Genomic DNA, 16,368 nt, shown 5'->3' on the forward strand with positions numbered 1-16,368 from the left:
ATTTTTCTCGAGGACGACCGGTGGCTAACGCCCCGCCAGTGCTCAGTGCACCGACAGCTTGCCGCCCATCAGCAGCGAATGCACAGCCGCCGAGCCGATGTTCGCGCCCACGCGCTTCGCCACGCGATCGGTAAGGCTCTGCTTGACCGTGTAATCGACGACGTCCGGCGCCTTGATGACCTCGCGCGCCACGTAATCGGTGTCGCCGTAGCCGTCAGCCAGACCGAGATCCACGCTCTTCTGCCCGGTCCAGAACAGGCCCGAGAAGATATCCGGCGAGTCCTTCAGACGCTTGCCGCGGCCGGCCTTCACGGCGTCGATGAACTGCTGGTGGATCTGGTCGAGCATCTCCTGGGCATGCGCGTCCATTTTCGGCGTGTCGGGCGAGAACGGATCGAAGAAGCCCTTGTTTTCTCCCGAGGTACGCAGGCGCCGCTGGACGCCGAGCTTGTCCATGAGGCCGGTAAAGCCGAATCCGTCCATCAGCACGCCGATCGAGCCCACGATGCTCGCCTTGTTGACGTAAATCTTGTCGGCGGCGGCCGCAACGTAATATCCGCCCGAAGCGCACATGTCGCCCACCACCACATACAGCGGGATGGCCGGATACTTGATGCGCAGACGGTGGATCTCGTCGTTGATGATGCCGGCCTGCACCGGGCTGCCGCCGGGGCTGTCGATATGCAGGATGACGCCCGCGGTGCCGTCGTCGTCGAAGGCGCTGTCGAGCGCGCTGATGATGTCCTCCGCGTTCGCCGGGGTGTCGGAGCCGATTTCGCCGTCGAGCGAAACGAGCGCCGTGTGGCGCCCTTCACTCTCCACGCGCGCGCCCGACAGATCGAGGATCGCCCACGCGATCACCACGAACACGGCGAGAAACGCGAAGCGAAAGAAAATACGCCAGCGCCGCGCCGCACGCTGCTCGGTTATGGCCGCAAGCGCGATACGTTCGAGCGCCTCGCGCTCCCAGCCAGGCGCGGACGCGCCGCGGTCTGACGAAGCCGCGCGTGGCGCTTCGTTCGAATCAGGGGTCGGATTGTCGGACATGCGAGCGGGTTACGTTCGAAAGGGTCGAAAGTCAGGAATCAGGTTGGGGTCGGACGCAAAGCGTCGTCCGGCAGCCAGAATACCGCACGCCCCTCGGGCGTGTCGCGTTCCTCGACTTGCACGGGGCGCAAACGCCCGCCGCGGCATGGTCCGCCCACGCACTTGCCCGTGTCGGGCTGGTAGATCGCGCCGTGCGTGGCGCACATCAGATAGAGCCCCGACGACTCGAAGAACTGGCCCTCGACCCAGTCGAGTTCCATCGGCACGTGCGCGCAGCGGTTCAGGTAGCCGTACGCCTCTCCGCCATAGCGCACGAAGAACACCACCGCGTCGCCGCCCGCGTAGGTCGCATTCATGCGCCGACCCTCGCCGCCCTCGGTGAGTTCGTCGGACGCGCAGACGCGTACCGGCTCGAGCGCCGCTGTCTCGGGCGCCGCGCTCATGCGTTCTCCCGCAGCCAGCCCGCGAGCGCAGCAACGTCGGGCGCGACAAAGCGCGGCTCGAGCTTTTCGAGTGCGCCGGATGCGTGCGCGCCATACGCCACGCCAATGGCAGCCGCGCCCGCGTTGATCGCCATCTGCAGATCGTGGGTCGTGTCGCCGATCATCACCGTGCGCCCCAGATCCTGCCCCAGTTCGCGCGTGAGCTCCTGAAGCATGGCCGGATGCGGCTTCGAGAAGGTTTCATCGGCGCAGCGGGTGCCGTCGAAGAGGCTCGTGAGCCGCGAATCCGCCAGCGCGCGGTTCAGCCCCACGCGACTCTTGCCCGTCGCCACGGCGAGCAGGTAGCCGGTGTCGCGCAGTTCCGCGAGCATCTCGCGCACGCCTGCGAACAGCTCGGTCTGCTGGTCCTTCAGCAAATAATGGATGCGATAGCGCTCGACGAGCCGCGGGTAGTCGGCCGGATCGAGCGTGGGCGCGGCGATCTGCAGCGCCTCGCGCAGGCCGAGGCCGATCACGTAGCTCGCCGCCTCGTCGCCGGGCACGGGCAGGCCGAGGTCGCGGCACGCCGCCTGGATGCTGCGCGTGATATGGGCGGTCGAGTCCATCAGGGTGCCGTCCCAGTCGAACACAATCAGGTCAAATAACTCTCGAGCCATGCAGGACTTCTCCAAACGCTGTCAGATTCGGTGTCATTCGGGACGGGCCGCGTCAGGTTGGGCCGCGTCAGGTCGGGCCGCGTCGGTTGCCGCGCCTTGCTCGCGCTGCGCGCGCAGCGCGTCGACGAAGCCGCGGCAATCCGCCGGCAGCGGTGCCTCGAACTGCAACGGGACGCCCGTGATCGGGTGAGCGAGCTTCAACCGGTGCGCATGCAGGAACATCCGCTTGATGCCCGGCCGCGCGCCCGTGCGCGCGAGATCCTTGTTGAGCGCGAAGTCGCCGTACTTGGCGTCGCCGACGATCGGCAGGCCGAGGTGAGCGAGGTGCACGCGGATCTGGTGCGTGCGGCCCGTCTTCAGTTCGGCTTCGAGCAGCGCGTAGCCCGGCCAGCGCTCGACGAGATTGAACACCGTATGCGAGGGCAAGCCGTCCGGCTGCACGCGCACACGACGCTCGCCTTCCGGGGTCAGATACTTGTGAAGCGGCTCCTTCACAGCGCGCCGACGGCCCCAGTCGCTCGCCCATTCGCCGTGGACGCAGGCGTAATAGCGCTTGTCGGTCTGGTTATCGCGCATCTGCGCATGCAGGCCCACGAGTGCGGCGCGCTTCTTGGCGAGCATCAGCACGCCCGACGTTTCGCGGTCGAGCCGGTGGACCAGTTCGAGGAACTTGCCCTGCGTTCGCGCCGCGCGCAACTGCTCGATCACGCCGAACGCCACCCCGCTGCCGCCGTGCACGGCCACGCCGGCAGGCTTGTCGATGACGAGCAGCGCGTCGTCCTCGTAGATGATGGGAAACTGAGCCGCCGGCACGGGCGTGGCGCCGGCCGGCGCATTCGACTGCGACGTGCGGATGGGCGGCACGCGCACGATGTCTCCTTCCGCGAGCCGATACTGCGCGTCGACCCGGCCCTTATTTACGCGCACTTCCCCGCTGCGCAAAATGCGATAGATGTGGCTTTTCGGCACGCCTTTGCAGACGCGCACGAGAAAATTGTCGATGCGCTGACCGGCCGCGCCCTCGTCGATTTCGACGAACGAAACCTGGTCGCTTGCGACCTGATTCTGGGATGTTTTGCCTAACCCTTTCATTCTGAATATAATTTGCCCAGCGCCGACGCAACGGTAGGCCAAATGGCCCAGGCCAAATGGCCCAGGCCAAATGGCCAAATGTTCTGCGAACCACCCAATGGACACCCCAAGGGGGTTATCCTGGACTTGGACCACGCGGCGAGCGCAGGCTGCAAGCGATAAACGGTTATTTTACTTGCGCCCGGGGCTGGTTGCTCACCCCGTTTGATGAGAAGCAACGAGTTGCACGCACGGATCACCACTCCGGCAGGGACGGCGCCCACAGGCACGTTCGGTCAGGAGCGGCTCCGACGGTAACGGAACATTGGTATAAAGAATTTATCCGGCGCGTCCCGCCGCGCGGTCGAAGTGACCGCTGCAGGAGGCGCTGGTGGCGAAAATACGGCGAGCGCCCGAAGCGTCCCGGCAATGTGCGGGACACGGCGACGTCAAAAGTGGCGAGACACCCCGAGGGGGAAGACGGGCGTTCCTGAATAGCTTCCCGTGCGCGGCCCTGATTGAATCTTGAGGCCGCGAACCTGATCCAGTCGCAAGCGCGCGCGGTTCGCCGCTGCGGCCGGCGTCTGTCACGGCCAGTGCGATGGGCACACCCATCGGCACGTTCATGGTCACGGCAGCCAGGTGGATTGGAAGCGCAGGAAAACGTTGCCGTCGCGAACCCGCGGCATGTCTCTTCTCTTCTTGAAGACGTATTTCGCATGTGCCCACGCGGCCCCGTCCACGGCAACGCAACGCCGGACCGGCGCCCAGGAAAGGCAATTCTCCCCGCCATCGTTCCCGCTCCAGCGTGCTTGTGACAACACAATAAGGCGCGGCTCGCCGCTGCCCGCACCGTGCTGCCTGGCGTCACCGCCGCGCACCGTGCGGCTCGCGCGCGAACGCACTGGAGTCGTTCAATGAAACGAATGCTGTTCAACGCGACACAGCAGGAAGAACTGCGTGTCGCCATCGTCGATGGACAGAAGCTCATCGACATCGACATCGAAACCGCCGGGCGCGAACAGCGCAAAGGCAACATCTACAAGGGGATCGTCACCCGGATCGAGCCTTCGCTCGAGGCGTGTTTCGTCAACTACGGCGAAGACCGCCACGGCTTCCTGCCGTTCAAGGAAGTCGCCCGCCAGTACTTCCGCGAAGGCATCGACATGCGCGGCGCGCGCATTCAGGACGCCCTCAAGGAAGGCCAGGAGCTGATCGTCCAGGTCGAGAAGGAAGAGCGCGGCAACAAGGGCGCCGCCCTCACCACGTTCATCTCGCTCGCCGGCCGCTACCTCGTGCTCATGCCGAACAACCCGCGCGGCGGCGGCGTCTCGCGCCGCATCGAGGGCGACGACCGTCAGGAACTGCGCGAAACCATGGCGCAGCTGCAACTGCCGGACGGCATGAGCATCATCGCGCGTACCGCCGGTATCGGCCGCTCCGCCGAAGAGCTCCAGTGGGACCTGAACTACCTGCTGCAACTGTGGCGCGCCATCGAAGCCGCGTCGCAGGCCGGCCAGTCCGGTCAGCCCATGCTGATCTACCTGGAATCGAGCCTCGTCATTCGCGCGATCCGCGACTACTTCCAGCCCGACATCGGCGAAATCCTCATCGACACCACCGAGATCCATGACCAGGCGCGCGCCTTCATGGATATCGTGATGCCGGACAATGTCAATAAGGTGAAGCGGTATCACGACGACGTGCCGCTTTTCTCGCGTTTCCAGATCGAGCACCAGATCGAGACGGCGTATTCGCGCACGGTGCCGCTGCCCTCGGGCGGCGCGATCGTGATCGACCACACCGAAGCCCTGGTCGCCATCGACGTGAACTCGGCGCGCGCCACCAAGGGCGCCGACATCGAGGAAACCGCCGCGCGCACCAACCTCGAAGCCGCCGACGAAGTGGCGCGCCAGTTGCGTCTGCGCGACCTGGGCGGCCTGATCGTGATCGACTTCATCGACATGGAGTCGGCCAAGAGCCAGCGCGAAGTCGAGCAGCGCCTGAAAGACGCGCTGCGCCACGACCGCGCCCGCGTGCAGATGGGCAAGATCTCGCGCTTCGGCCTGATGGAGCTGTCGCGCCAGCGCCTGCGCCCCGCCCTCTCGGAAGGCAGCCACGTGACCTGCCCGCGCTGTAACGGCACGGGTCATATCCGCGATACGGAATCGTCGGCGCTGCAGGTGCTGCGCATCATCCAGGAAGAGGCGATGAAGGAAAACACCGCGGCAATTCATTGCCAGGTGCCGGTCGAAGTGACCGCCTTCCTGCTCAACGAAAAGCGCTCGGAGATCAACAAGATCGAGTCGCGCTTCAAGGTTGCGGTCGTTCTGATCCCGAACAAGCACCTCGAAACGCCGCACTACAAGCTCGAGCGCCTGCGTCACGACGATGCGCGCCTCGACGACCCGCGCGCCTCGTGGAAGATGGCCGAGGAAGCGGCTCGTGAACTCGAGTCGGAAACCGGCTACAGCAAGCGTACCGCCGAAGCCAAGCCGAAACAGGAAGCGGCGGTGAAGGGCATCACGCCGGAGCGTCCGGCGCCGAGCGCGCCGGTCAAGCCGGCCGAAACCGCGCCCGTCGCGGCACAACTGGCTGTCACGCCCGCGGGCGGCGGCTTCTTTGGCTGGGTCAAGCGTCTCTTTGGCGGTGCACCGGCTGCGGCGCCCGCGCCGGCACCGGTCGCTCAACCCGAAAAGACTGCCCGTCCGACCCGCGAAGCGCGTACCGAGCGCGGTGAGAAGACCGGCGGCGATCGCAACCGCAATCGCCGCTCCGGCGGCCGCGACGCGGCAGCCCGCGGCGAAAGCGCAGGCGGCGCACGTGCCGGCCAGCCGGCTGGCCGCCGTGAGGAACGCGAGCCGCGCGAACAGCGTGAGCCGCGTGAAGCACGCGAAGGCCGTGGTGTCCGCGAGCCGCGTGAGCCGCGTGAACAACGCGAACCGCGCGAGCAACGTGAACCGCGTGAAACCCGCGAAGCGCGCACCGAGCGCGAACAGCGCATCGAACGCGTCGAGCGCGGTCAGGAACGTAGCGATGTAACGGCAGAAGCCGGCGCCGCACGTGGCGAGCGCCGCGAGCGTGGTGAACGTGGCGAGCGCGGTGAGTCGCGTCGCCGTCAGCAAGCCGAGGCCGCTGAAGCCCAGGAAGCGCGTCTTGACGCCGCATCGGCAGGCGCCGAAGGCGTCGAAGCGCCGCAGACGGAAGACCTGCTCGAAGGCGTGAGCGCCGGTGCCGACGAAGATGGCGCACCGCGTGAAGGCGAAGAACGCCGCCGCCGCCGCCGCGGCCGCCGTGGTGGTCGCCGCGAGCGCGAGACGGATGCAGCCGGCCTGACGCCGGGCGCAGATGCACCGGAAGGCGAAGAGCAAGCCGCCCCCGCCCAACCGGCGCTCGAGCAGCCTGCCATTGCCGCACAAGTGCATGAAGCACCGGCCGTAGAAGCGCGCACCGAGGCGGCTGCCGAGCCTGTCGTGACCGCACTGCCGGCCGCAGCCGCCGTCGCTGAAGCCGGGCACGTGCCTCCCGCTGCAGTGACGACGGCGCCCGTCGAAACCGTCGCGCCCGCTGCAGAGCAAGCTCCGGCTCCTGCCGAGCCGGCTCCGGCACCCGCCGAAGCCGCACCGGTGAGCGTCGAAACCGCACACGCGGTCGAGCCGAAGGCCGAAGAAGCTGTGGCACCTGTCGCTCCTGTGGCCCCTGCCGCAGCGGACGAACCGGTCGCGCCGGCAGCCCCGGTGGAGCCGGTTCAGGCCGAAACGCCGCCTGTCGTGCGCGAAGATCGCGTCGAAGCACCGCGGACCGAAGAGCCCGTGGCAGCGGCAGCAGCGCCCGTCGCTCAACCGGAGCCGGCACAAGAAGCGGTAGCCGCCGCTCCGGCGGTCGTCGCGATCACCGAGCCGGTTGCCTCGCATCCGGCCCCGGTGGCAACGGCGGCGTCCGCGGCTGCCCCCACCGCAGACACGCTGCGCCCGATGCTGGAATCGGCGGGTCTCGTCTGGGTCAATACTGACGCCGACAAGCTGCGCGCTGCGCAGCAAGCCGCCGCGCAGCTGGTCAAGCCCGCACGCACGCCGCGCGAGCGCAAGCCGCTGCCGCCGGTCGACAGCACGCCGATGCAGCAGGTCGAGACCACCCGCCTGCCGTAAGCGCTGCAAGGCAACTGGCCGCCGGGCCCCGATTCCGGCGCACCCCGAAAAGCCCGCCCCTCCCGGCGGGCTTTTTTTGATATATCAGCGTTCTCCCTTGTCTGAAGGCAGGTCCTGGTTCGGCTAAAATCGAACTAACGCGAGAACGAAGAGGCCATGACACGACGCATCATCCCTGTTGCCGACGTTCGATCGCTGCCGCCCGAATTGCCCCGGACGGCCGCAGAAGCCGTGCGCGCGCCTTCTGGCGCGGTCTTCGACGCGCTCGCCAGACCCCTGCGCGACCTTCGCATCTCGGTCACGGACCGCTGTAATTTCCGCTGCGTGTACTGCATGCCGCGAGCCGTGTTCGACAAGGATTACCCGTTTTTGCCCCATTCCGCACTGCTTTCGCTCGAAGAAATCGAGCGGCTCGCACGGCTTTTCGTCGCGCATGGCGTCACCAAGATCCGCCTCACGGGTGGTGAGCCGCTGCTGCGCAAGAACATCGAATTCCTGATCGAGCGGCTCGCCGCGCTGCGTACGCCCGCAGGCGAACCGCTCGATATCACGCTCACCACCAATGGCTCGCTGCTTGCCCGCAAGGCGCGCGCGCTGCGTGACGCGGGCCTCACACGCGTGACGGTGAGCCTGGACGCCCTCGACGACGCCCTCTTTCGCCGCATGAACGACGCCGACTTCGCGGTGGCCGACGTGCTCGACGGCATTGCGGCGGCACAAGCCGTGGGTCTCGCGCCGATCAAGGTCAACACGGTCGTCAAGCGCGGCACGAACGACGGCGAGATCGTGCCGCTTGCACGGCATTTCCGCGGCACGGATGTGACGCTGCGCTTCATCGAGTACATGGACGTGGGCACCTCGAATGGCTGGAACATGGCCGAAGTGCTGCCGTCGGCGGAAGTCGTCGCGCGCATTTCCGAGCACTGGCCGCTCGTGCCGCTGGAGCCCCACAACGCCGCCGAAACGGCGCAGCGCTGGGGCTACGCAGATGGCGCGGGCGAAATCGGCGCGATCTCCAGCGTGACGCGCGCGTTCTGCGGCGACTGCACGCGCGCGCGCCTTTCGACCGAGGGCAAGCTGTACCTGTGCCTCTTCGCCTCGATGGGTTACGACCTGCGCGCGCTGTTGCGCAACGGCGCCACCGACACGGCAATCTCCGGCGCCATCGCGCAGGTATGGGAAGGCCGCGCCGACCGCTATTCGCAGCTGCGGGGCAGCGCGCAGGCGCCGGCGGCCTCCGACGAGCGTCGCATCGAAATGTCCTATATCGGCGGCTGAGGAGCCATGACGCCGACGAGCGCCAACCCCATTCCCACTGCATCGATCACGGGCCTCGTGCTCGCGGGCGGCCGCGGCCAGCGTATGGGCGGCGCGGACAAGGGCTTGCAGATGCTGCACGGCAAACCGCTTGCCGCGCACGTGCTCACGCGCCTCGCGCCGCAGGTCGGCGCCCTCTCGATCAGCGCGAACCGCAACGGCGATGCTTATGCGGCGCTCGGCGCACCATGGCGAGCGAGCGTGCTCGCCGATACGCTGCCCGACTTCCCCGGCCCGCTCGCGGGGCTCCTCGCGGGACTGCGCGCGGCGCAAACCGAATGGCTCCTCACGGCGCCCTGCGACTCGCCCTGGCTGCCGGCCGATCTCGCCGAGCGCCTGGGCCACGCCGCGCTCTCGGCGCGCGCCGACATCGTGACTTCGACCACGACGAATGCCGAAGGCGTGGTCTCGCTGCACCCGGTATTCGCGCTCGTACGCACCTCGCTCGCCGACGACCTCGCCGCCTTCCTCGCCGCCGGCGAGCGCAAGGTGCGTGCGTGGTACGCGCGCCACACGGCCACCGAAGTCGCCTTTGCCGACGAACGTGCGTTTTACAATATCAATTCCTTACAGGAACTGGCCGAACTCGAACGCGCCTGAATTGCAATCGGGCGCCGCCCGGTCGGCCGCCGTCCCCGGCACACGGCCGGCACGCCCGCCTGGACGATCGCCGCACACGCCGTGCGGATGCGACGCTTCCTCACTCGATGACCACGCTTAACCATCCCTCCGGCAGCGCCGGCTGCATCAGCCAGTACGATCCGCAAGCTTTGCCCGTCAGCGCCGCGCAGGCCATCGTGCTGCAGTGGGCGACGCCGCTTGCGGCGAGCGAACGCGTGCCGCTGCGTGAAGCGCTCGCGCGTGTGCTGGCCGAAGACGTGATTTCGCCCATCGACGTTCCCGCGCACGACAACGCCGCGATGGACGGCTACGCGTTCGATGGCGCGGCCCTGGCCGACATCTCCGGCGCCCTCTCGCTCGCCGTATGCGGCAAGGCCTTCGCCGGTCACGCTTACCCGGGCGACGTTGCCGCGGGTGCGTGCGTGCGCATCATGACCGGCGCGCCGATGCCCGCGAACTGCGACACCGTCGTGCCGCAAGAGCATGTGTCTGTGCAGGGCGACGTCGTCACTTTCGAAGCAAACGCCGTCAAACGCGGCGCGAACGCGCGCCGTAAGGGCGAGGACCTCGCGCGCGGCGGCGCGGCGCTCGCGGCCGGCCGCGTGCTGCGCGCGTCCGACATTGGCTTGCTGGCGTCGCTTGGCCTCATCGAGGCGCACGTGAAGCAGCGCCTGCGCGTGGCCTACTTCTCGACCGGCGACGAACTGCGCTCGCCAGGCGAGCCGCTCGAAGCGGGCTGCATCTACGACAGCAACCGCTACGCGCTCGGCGCGATGCTGCAGCGCCTGAACGTCGAGGCGATCGATCTGGGCGTCGTGCGCGACGACCCCGCGGCGCTGGCCGCCACGCTGAAACTCGCTGCCGAATCCGCCGATGTCGTGCTAACCTCCGGCGGCGTCTCGGTCGGCGAAGCCGATTTCACGCGCACCCAGTTGCAAACGCTCGGCGACGTCTCGTTCTGGGGCCTCGCCATGCGTCCCGGCCGCCCGCTTGCGTTCGGCCGCATCTGGTCGGGCGGACGCCCGGGCGCGGGCCGCGCGGCGCTCCTGTTCGGGCTGCCCGGTAACCCGGTCGCGACGATGGTCTCGTTCTACCAGATCGTGCGCCCCGCTCTCTTGGCGATGGCGGGCGCGCAAGCGCAGCCCGTCCCGCTCGTGCCGGCATTGAGCGATCAGCCGATCAAAAAGCGCGCGGGCCGCACCGAATTCCAGCGCGGCCTCGCGCGCCGCGACGCCAGCGGCCAGTGGCGCGTCGCGCCGACCGGCTCGCAAAGCTCGGGCGCGCTCAGCACGATGAGCGAGGCGAACTGCTTCATCGTGCTCGCCCATGAAGCCGGCGATCTCGATGCCGGCGACGCGGTCGACATCATGCTGTTCGATGGACTCGTCTAGCGCGGCGGCGCCCGAGAGGTCATCAAAACCAACCACACGTCCACACCTGCATAACGGACCGACTACTATGAAAAAACAGATCTCGTTCATCGCTGCGGGCCAGACCGCCAAGGCGCTCATCCTCGTGTACCTGACCTTCAGCGTGCCGATCGTGCTGCTTGGCGTGCTCGTGGCGTTCGTGCGCTATGGCGCGGTCGAACTCTCGACCATCTTCAGCGCGCTGCTGCTCAACGCGATCGTCGGCTTCATCCTGCTGTGGATCGCCTGTCACGCCTACAACTGGGTGGCCTCGCGCTTCGGCGGCATCGAGATCCATCTTTCCGACGTGCCCGAGGAAGCGTGATGACCGCGACGATCCGCGCCGCCACGCCCGCCGACGTCGGCGCGATGCACGCGCTGATGTACGAGCTCGCGGAGTTCGAAAAGCTCACGCATCTGTTCACGGGCACGGCCGATGGCCTCGCCGACGCCCTGTTCGGCACGCGCCCGGCCGCTGAAGCGCTGGTGGCGGAAGACGCCGGCCGCATCGTCGGCTACGCGCTCTTCTTCCACAACTACTCGACGTTCCTGAGCCGCCGCGGCCTTTATCTCGAAGACCTCTACGTGCAGCCGTCGCAGCGCGGCACCGGCCTCGGCACCGCGATGTTGCGCGCGCTCGCGGCGATCGCCGTCGAACGCGGCTGCGCCCGCTTCGAGTGGACCGTGCTCGACTGGAACACGCCGGCCATCGGCGTCTATGAAAAGCTCGGCGCGACCGTGCTGCCCGACTGGCGCGTCGTGCGCATGACCGGCGATGCGCTCGAAAAGCTCGCCGCAGCTGGTGAAACGGTCAGCGGGTAAGCGAACGCACCGCATACGCTCGAATGCAAACGGGCCGTCTGATCAGGCGGCCCGTTGTCTTTTGGCGCGCGGGTTGCGGTCACTCGTCGCCGAAGCCCGTTTCGCTTTCTGCGTCGCCGTTGCCGTTGCCATTACGGAGCGCGTCGCCGAGAAGATTCGCGGCGGCCTCGCCCGGCAGCGCCTCGACGTCGCGCAGCTTGCGGTTCATCGCCCGCGTGCGCACCTCCGCCGCCTCGATGGAACGCGTGACCGTTTCGAGCTGCGTCTTGGTGCGTGCGAGCACGTCGCCGAACTTGCCGAACTCCGTCTTCACCGCGCCCAGCACCTGCCACACCTCGCTCGAGCGGCGCTCGATCGCGAGCGTGCGAAAGCCCATCTGCAGGCTGTTGAGAAGTGCCGTGAGCGTGGTCGGACCCGCCACGCTCACGCGGTAGTCGCGCTGCAGGACATCGGTCAAGCCCGGGCGGCGCAGGATTTCGGCGTAAAGGCCTTCGGTCGGCAGGAACAGCAGCGCGAAATCGGTCGTGTGCGGGGGCGCGACGTACTTCTCGGCGATGGTGCGCGCCTCCGCGCGGATGCGCAGTTCGAGCGCGCGCCCGGCCTCCTCGATCGCGAGCACGTCCGCGCGCTCCTGCGCATCGATGAGACGCTCGTAGTCTTCGCGCGGGAATTTGGCGTCGATCGGCAGCCAGACCGGCTCGCCTTGTTCCGCGCCGCCCGCGCCGCGTCCGGGCAGGCGAATCGCGAATTCCACGCGCTCCGTGCTCTTCGGCACCGTCGCGACGTTCTTCGCGTACTGGTCGGGCGTGAGCATCTGTTCGAGCAGCGCTTCGAGCTGCACTTCGCCCCAGGTGCCGCGCGTCTTCACATTGGTGAGCACCTTCTTCAGGTCGCCCACGCCCGCGGCCAGCGTCTGCATCTCGCCAAGCCCGCGATGCACCTGCTCCAGCCGATCGGAAACGAGCTTGAACGATTCGCCAAGGCGCTGTTCGAGCGTGGCGTGCAGCTTCTCGTCGACCGTGCGGCGCATTTCCTCGAGCTTCGCCGCGTTGTTCGCTTCGATGTCCTTGAGGCGCTGTTCGAGCGTCGCGCGCACTTCGGCGAAGCGGCGGTCGTTGACTTCGGTGAGTTGCCCGAGCTGCTGCGTGAGCAGCGCGCCGAAGTGGCGCAGCGCGGCGCCCTGCTCGTCTCGCGCCTGCTGGGCTTGCTGATGCAGACTCTGGCGCACGGCATCGAGCTGCTGCGTATTGGCGGCGGTGAGTTTGGCGAGCTGCTGGGCGAAACCGTCGATCTGGCTGTTCTGCACGGTCGCGATGCTGCCGAGCTGCGCCGCCAGCGCCTGCTGCACCTGCGCGAAGCCGCCGCCGAACTCGCTGCGCGAGCTCTGCGCCGTGCGCGCGATCTCATTGCGCAGCTCGCGCTCGATGCGCTCGGCCGCGCGCGCCTGCGTGTCGGTCGACGCGGCGAGGCGGTCGCTCAGTTGATCGAGTGCGTCGAGCGTGACCTCGGCGTCGCCATCGCCATGGCCTTGACGCGCGCGCAGCAACGCCACGAGCGTCACGACGAATGCGAACGCCAGCGCGACGATCGCCAGCGACATGACTGCGAGCGGACTCATTTACGGGCTTGCCCCAGCACAGCGGGGTTGATCGGATTGGGCGGCTGGCCGGCGCGCGGTCCCTCGCCGAGCGCCGCGATAAGGTTGTCGGCGGCGAGGTTCGCCATCGCGCGGCGCGTGGCTTCGCTCGCACTCGCGATGTGCGGCGTGAGCACGACGTTCTCCACTTCGAGCAACGCCGGATGCACGCGCGGCTCGCCCTCGAACACGTCGAGGCCCGCCGCCGCGATCTGGCGCGTGCGCAGCGCGTGTGCGAGCGCCGCGTCGTCGACGATGCCGCCGCGCGCGATGTTGGTGAGCGTCGCCGTGGGTTTCATCAGCGCGAGTTCGGCTGCGCCGATCGTGTGATGGTTTTGCGCCGTATAGGGCAGCACGAGCACGACGTGGTCGGCCTGCCTGAGCAGGTCTTCCTTCGACAGATATTCGGCATTCAGCTCGCGCTCGATCTCAGCCGCGACGCGCGAACGGTTGTGATACACCACGCGCATGTCGAAGCCGCGCGCACGACGCGCGAGCGCCTGGCCGATACGGCCCATGCCGATCACGCCGAGCGTGGCGCCGAAAATGTCCGAACCGAGGAACGCGTCGAACGACCACTTGTCCCACTTGCCCGCGCGCAGGAAGTGCTCCGATTCCGTCACGCGGCGCGCGGCCGCCATCATCAGCGCCCAGCCGAAGTCGGCCGTGGTTTCGTTGAGCACGTCCGGCGTGTTGGTGCCGAGCACGTTGGCCGCGTTGAAGGCGGCCATGTCGAAGTTGTTGTAGCCCACGGCCATGTTCGACACCACGCGCAGGCGCGGCGCCGCGGCGAGCGTTGCGGCGCCGATCGGGTCGCCCGCGGTGAGCGCGCCGTCCTTGTCGGCGAGACGCTGGTGCAGCGCCTCGGGCGAAAGCGCTTCGCCGTTGTTCCAGTCCACGTCGAAATACTGCTTGAGCCGATCGATCACGTCGGGAAAGATCGGGCGCGCCACGAGAATCTTTTGCATCGTTGCTCTCCACACTTCAGTCGATGTCCGTCATTGTTGCGCGTGACGGGGCGCTCAGGGAAGTCTCGCGCGCTTTTCGCAGTCCGGCTCGCTAGCGCCTTGCCGCTAGACGAAAAAGAGCCAGGTGGCCGCGAGAAACACCGGCGCGAGCAGCACGCCCGACCAGCCAAGATAGCCGAAGAAGCCCGGCATGCGCACGCCGCGCGACTGCGCGATCGCCTTCACCATGAAGTTCGGCGCGTTGCCGATATAGGTGAGCGCGCCCATCCACACTGCGCCTGCCGAGATCGCGGCGAGCGTTTTCGCGCCGCCGGACATGAGCGCGTTGGCGTCGCCGCCCGCGAGATTGAAGAACACGAGGTAGGTGGGCGCGTTGTCGAGAAACGACGAGAGGAGCCCCGTCGCCCAGAAGTACATCGCTTCGTTGGGGCGGCCCGGCGCGTCGTTCACGAACCGGATCAGCGACGCGAACGCGCCCGCCTCGCCTGCGCGCAGCATCGCGATGACCGGCGTGATCGTCACGAAAATGCCCGCGAAGAGTTTGGCCACCTCGACGATCGGCGCCCATTCGAAACCGTTGTCGGCGCGCGCTGCTTTCGACGTGAACACGAGCGAAATGAGTGCGAGCGCAACGAGTCCCGCATCGCGCACGAGATTCTGCAACTGCAGGTGCGCGCCCGCGACCTCGAAAACGATACCGGGACGCCACACGCCACTCATCAGCACGAGCACGACGAGTAGCGCGAGCAACACGAAATTCGCCTTGCCGCCGATGGAGAGCGCGTCTGTGTCCGGCGTCGCGTCGAGCGCAGCGGCGTGCACTTCCCCGGCGCGGCGAAAGTACCAGCTATCGAGCGCGTAGAACACGGCGAGCAGCACACCGCACACGAACAGCATCGGCAGCGCGAGATGCTGCGCAGTCCAGAAGAATCCCACGCCGTTGAGAAAACCGAGGAACAGCGGCGGATCGCCGAGCGGCGTGAGCAGGCCGCCCGCATTCGCGACGAGAAAGATGAAGAACACGACCACGTGCACGTTGTGCCGGCGGTTGTCGTTCGCGCGCAGGAGCGGGCGGATCAGCAGCATCGCCGCGCCGGTCGTGCCCATCACGCTCGCGAGCACGGTGCCGAGCGCGAGGATCGCCGTGTTCATGCGCGGCGAGCCGCGCAGATTCCCGTACACGCAGATGCCGCCCGCGATCGTATAGAGCGCGCCGAGCAACACGATGAAGGGCAGATATTCGTCGACGACGGCGTGCACGAACAGCGGATACGTCACGCCGACACCATGCGTGGCCGCGAACGGCAGCAGGAACGCGAGCGCCCAGGCCGCCGAAACCTTGCCGAAGTGGTGATGCCAGAACGTGGCCGCGAACATCGGGAAGAACGCGATCGACAGCAGCATGCCGGCGAACGGCAGCGCCCACGCGGCGCCGAGCGATGCGCCGTCGAAGGCCGCCGCGTGTGCGCTCGTGCTGTAGAGCGTCAGCGCCGTGCAGAGCGTCCCCGCGCAAGCGCTTGCCGTGTTGCGCTTACGCGCCATGCACGACGATCACATGCACGCGATAAGGCCCGTGTGCGCCAAGAATGATGGTCTGCTCGATGTCGCCGGTGCGCGAAGGCCCCGAAACGAAGTTGACCGCGCGCGGCAGCTCACCGCGTTCGGCGCGCATGAGCGCGAAGGCGTCCTCGTGGCCCGCGACGATGCGCGAAGCGGGCACGACGGCGATGTGGGTTTCGGGCAGCAGCGCGCCCGAGGCCCACGTCTGGGGGCTGGAGAGCAGGACCAGCGTGCCGGTTTCTGCGGTGGCGCAAAAGCAGCCCGTGAGGCCGACGAGATCGCGATCTTCGGGCTTGCGGAATTGCACGGCGAGACCGGCGCCGGCCCAGTCGAACGTGTCGAGCGTCTGCCACGCGACGGCCTGCATCGGCAGGCTGCGCTCAGCGAGATAGCGTTGCGCGGCGGCGGGCACGTCGGCGAGTTGCTGGATTTCGTCGACGGTGCTCGACATCTTGCGCGCCTCGCCGACGAAGCGCGCAACGAGATCGCCTTCCAGCGGCGGGCGCGGACCCTCGGGATGTAGCGCGAGGTAGTCGGCCACGGCTTCCCGCTCATCCGCCGCGGGCGTGGCCTCGCGTCCCTGCGCCGCGCGAATGCGCGCGAGTATGCTGCGGCGGGCGGCCGTCGTGTCCATGAACGTCCTCGTCAGATGAAGAAAGGCGACGCGCCG

14 protein-coding genes are annotated in these 16,368 nt (G+C 67.7%); 6 read left to right on the top strand and 8 right to left on the bottom strand.

Going from position 1 to position 16,368, the window contains the following annotated elements:
• Positions 1-42: 42 nt before the first annotated feature.
• From BFD71_RS07070 to BFD71_RS07085, 4 genes are read right to left on the bottom strand one after another with little or no spacing between them, the layout of a single operon-like run.
• Positions 43-1,047 carry a S49 family peptidase gene (locus BFD71_RS07070; RefSeq protein WP_069262578.1) on the bottom strand — a complete coding sequence of 335 codons (1,005 nt, stop codon included), beginning with the start codon at positions 1,045-1,047 and terminating at the stop codon, positions 43-45.
• Between the two features lie 38 nt (positions 1,048-1,085).
• Complete coding sequence (locus BFD71_RS07075) at positions 1,086-1,490, bottom strand: Rieske (2Fe-2S) protein (RefSeq protein WP_069262579.1); 405 nt, start codon at positions 1,488-1,490, stop codon at positions 1,086-1,088.
• Entirely contained in the window at positions 1,487-2,146 is a 660-nt protein-coding gene (locus BFD71_RS07080) for an HAD-IIIA family hydrolase (protein WP_069262580.1), read from the bottom strand. Before BFD71_RS07080 ends, BFD71_RS07075 begins: the two co-directional genes overlap by 4 nt.
• A gap of 33 nt (positions 2,147-2,179) precedes the next feature.
• The gene (locus BFD71_RS07085; protein ID WP_069262581.1) at positions 2,180-3,238 is read right to left on the bottom strand and encodes an RluA family pseudouridine synthase; all 1,059 of its coding nucleotides are present in this window, start codon (positions 3,236-3,238) and stop codon (positions 2,180-2,182) included.
• An 896-nt stretch (positions 3,239-4,134) separates the two neighbouring features.
• Between BFD71_RS07085 and BFD71_RS07090 the strand changes: the two genes are divergently transcribed.
• The 6 genes from BFD71_RS07090 to BFD71_RS07115 all read left to right on the top strand — a co-directional run bounded on the left by BFD71_RS07090 (position 4,135) and on the right by BFD71_RS07115 (position 11,534).
• On the top strand, positions 4,135-7,365 hold the full coding sequence (locus BFD71_RS07090) for an Rne/Rng family ribonuclease (RefSeq protein WP_069262582.1): 3,231 nt from the start codon (positions 4,135-4,137) through the stop codon (positions 7,363-7,365).
• 156 nt (positions 7,366-7,521) lie between these two features.
• Positions 7,522-8,643: a GTP 3',8-cyclase MoaA gene (gene moaA, locus BFD71_RS07095; RefSeq protein ID WP_069262583.1), complete on the top strand. Its 1,122-nt coding sequence runs from the start codon at positions 7,522-7,524 to the stop codon at positions 8,641-8,643.
• A 6-nt stretch (positions 8,644-8,649) separates the two neighbouring features.
• Positions 8,650-9,282: a molybdenum cofactor guanylyltransferase MobA gene (mobA, locus tag BFD71_RS07100; RefSeq protein WP_069262584.1), complete on the top strand. Its 633-nt coding sequence runs from the start codon at positions 8,650-8,652 to the stop codon at positions 9,280-9,282.
• 107 nt (positions 9,283-9,389) lie between these two features.
• Positions 9,390-10,694, top strand: a complete 1,305-nt coding sequence (gene moeA / locus BFD71_RS07105; RefSeq protein ID WP_069262585.1) for a molybdopterin molybdotransferase MoeA — start codon at positions 9,390-9,392, stop codon at positions 10,692-10,694.
• Positions 10,695-10,761: 67 nt separating this feature from the next.
• Positions 10,762-11,037, top strand: coding sequence for a hypothetical protein (locus tag BFD71_RS07110; protein ID WP_028206699.1), 276 nt, complete (start codon positions 10,762-10,764; stop codon positions 11,035-11,037).
• Positions 11,037-11,534, top strand: a complete 498-nt coding sequence (locus BFD71_RS07115) for a GNAT family N-acetyltransferase (RefSeq protein WP_069262586.1) — start codon at positions 11,037-11,039, stop codon at positions 11,532-11,534. Before BFD71_RS07110 ends, BFD71_RS07115 begins: the two co-directional genes overlap by 1 nt.
• Positions 11,535-11,613: 79 nt before the next feature.
• Here BFD71_RS07115 and BFD71_RS07120 read toward each other — a convergent pair whose 3' ends face one another.
• From BFD71_RS07120 to BFD71_RS07135, 4 genes are all read right to left on the bottom strand, one after another.
• Positions 11,614-13,134 (bottom strand): DNA recombination protein RmuC, encoded by a 1,521-nt coding sequence (locus tag BFD71_RS07120; protein WP_370684257.1) that lies wholly within the window; start codon positions 13,132-13,134, stop codon positions 11,614-11,616.
• 14 nt (positions 13,135-13,148) lie between these two features.
• Positions 13,149-14,138: a 2-hydroxyacid dehydrogenase gene (locus BFD71_RS07125; RefSeq protein WP_069262588.1), complete on the bottom strand. Its 990-nt coding sequence runs from the start codon at positions 14,136-14,138 to the stop codon at positions 13,149-13,151.
• Between the two features lie 105 nt (positions 14,139-14,243).
• Positions 14,244-15,680: a sodium:proton antiporter gene (locus BFD71_RS07130; protein ID WP_083245115.1), complete on the bottom strand. Its 1,437-nt coding sequence runs from the start codon at positions 15,678-15,680 to the stop codon at positions 14,244-14,246.
• A complete protein-coding gene (locus tag BFD71_RS07135) occupies positions 15,670-16,332 on the bottom strand; it encodes a LutC/YkgG family protein (protein WP_069262589.1) in 663 nt (220 codons plus the stop codon). The genes BFD71_RS07130 and BFD71_RS07135 overlap by 11 nt, the downstream gene beginning before the upstream one ends.
• Positions 16,333-16,368: the final 36 nt, after the last annotated feature.

This window comes from Paraburkholderia nodosa (genome assembly GCF_001718195.1).
Classification (GTDB): Bacteria; Pseudomonadota; Gammaproteobacteria; order Burkholderiales; family Burkholderiaceae; genus Paraburkholderia; species Paraburkholderia nodosa_A.

What these genes read in the sequence shown, in the direction of transcription:
- BFD71_RS07070 (WP_069262578.1), bottom strand. Translation starts at nt 1,047, where the DNA reads ATGTCCGACAATCCGACCCCTGATTCGAACGAAGCGCCACGCGCGGCT.
- BFD71_RS07075 (WP_069262579.1), bottom strand. Translation starts at nt 1,490, where the DNA reads ATGAGCGCGGCGCCCGAGACAGCGGCGCTCGAGCCGGTACGCGTCTGC.
- BFD71_RS07080 (WP_069262580.1), bottom strand. Translation starts at nt 2,146, where the DNA reads ATGGCTCGAGAGTTATTTGACCTGATTGTGTTCGACTGGGACGGCACC.
- BFD71_RS07085 (WP_069262581.1), bottom strand. Translation starts at nt 3,238, where the DNA reads ATGAAAGGGTTAGGCAAAACATCCCAGAATCAGGTCGCAAGCGACCAG.
- BFD71_RS07090 (WP_069262582.1), top strand. Translation starts at nt 4,135, where the DNA reads ATGAAACGAATGCTGTTCAACGCGACACAGCAGGAAGAACTGCGTGTC.
- moaA (WP_069262583.1), top strand. Translation starts at nt 7,522, where the DNA reads ATGACACGACGCATCATCCCTGTTGCCGACGTTCGATCGCTGCCGCCC.
- mobA (WP_069262584.1), top strand. Translation starts at nt 8,650, where the DNA reads ATGACGCCGACGAGCGCCAACCCCATTCCCACTGCATCGATCACGGGC.
- moeA (WP_069262585.1), top strand. Translation starts at nt 9,390, where the DNA reads ATGACCACGCTTAACCATCCCTCCGGCAGCGCCGGCTGCATCAGCCAG.
- BFD71_RS07110 (WP_028206699.1), top strand. Translation starts at nt 10,762, where the DNA reads ATGAAAAAACAGATCTCGTTCATCGCTGCGGGCCAGACCGCCAAGGCG.
- BFD71_RS07115 (WP_069262586.1), top strand. Translation starts at nt 11,037, where the DNA reads ATGACCGCGACGATCCGCGCCGCCACGCCCGCCGACGTCGGCGCGATG.
- BFD71_RS07120 (WP_370684257.1), bottom strand. Translation starts at nt 13,134, where the DNA reads ATGTCGCTGGCGATCGTCGCGCTGGCGTTCGCATTCGTCGTGACGCTC.
- BFD71_RS07125 (WP_069262588.1), bottom strand. Translation starts at nt 14,138, where the DNA reads ATGCAAAAGATTCTCGTGGCGCGCCCGATCTTTCCCGACGTGATCGAT.
- BFD71_RS07130 (WP_083245115.1), bottom strand. Translation starts at nt 15,680, where the DNA reads ATGGCGCGTAAGCGCAACACGGCAAGCGCTTGCGCGGGGACGCTCTGC.
- BFD71_RS07135 (WP_069262589.1), bottom strand. Translation starts at nt 16,332, where the DNA reads ATGGACACGACGGCCGCCCGCCGCAGCATACTCGCGCGCATTCGCGCG.